Consider the following 601-nt stretch of genomic DNA (forward strand, 5'->3'; position numbering starts at 1 on the left):
GACCCGCCAGGGCAAGGCGATCCGCTTCCCGGGCAGCGACGTGCGCGAATTCCAGAGCCGCGCGTCGACCGGCGTGCGCGGGATGCGGCTGGCGAAGGGCGACGAGGTGATCTCGCTCTCGATCCTCCACAAGATCGGCATCCGCGATTCGGACGAGCGCGAGGATTATCTGCGCCACGCCCCGTGGAAGGGCGACGATCCCGAGCGCACCCCGCGCGTGATGGACGACGAGCGCTACGCCCATCTGTCGGAAAAGGAGCAGTTCATCCTGACGATCTGCGCCAACGGCTATGGCAAGCTCTCCTCGGCCTATGAATATCGCCGCACCGGGCGCGGCGGCCAGGGCATCACCAATATCGACAATATCGCGCGCAACGGGCCGGTCGTCGGCAGTTTCCCGGCGACCAAGGCGCAGCAGCTGATGCTCGTCACCGATCAGGCCAAGATGATCCGCATCCCGCTCGCCGACCTGCGAGTCATCGGGCGCGGCTCGGCCGGCGTCCGGCTGTTCAACGTGGCGAACGACGAGCATGTCGTCTCCGCCGCACGGATCGAGGAAAGCGAGGAAGACGCCGAAGCGGTGGTCGACGTCGACCTCGAA

At 66.7% G+C, this 601-nt stretch carries 1 protein-coding gene; it reads left to right on the top strand.

All coding sequences use genetic code 11. The features are described 5' to 3' along the window. Positions 1–601: DNA gyrase C-terminal beta-propeller domain-containing protein (locus BGN95_RS10620; protein ID WP_286772588.1), on the top strand; the 601-nt coding region annotated here is incomplete at both ends.

The organism is Sphingomonas sp. 66-10 (assembly GCF_001897045.1).
GTDB classification, from domain to species: Bacteria; Pseudomonadota; Alphaproteobacteria; order Sphingomonadales; family Sphingomonadaceae; genus Sphingomonas; species Sphingomonas lycopersici.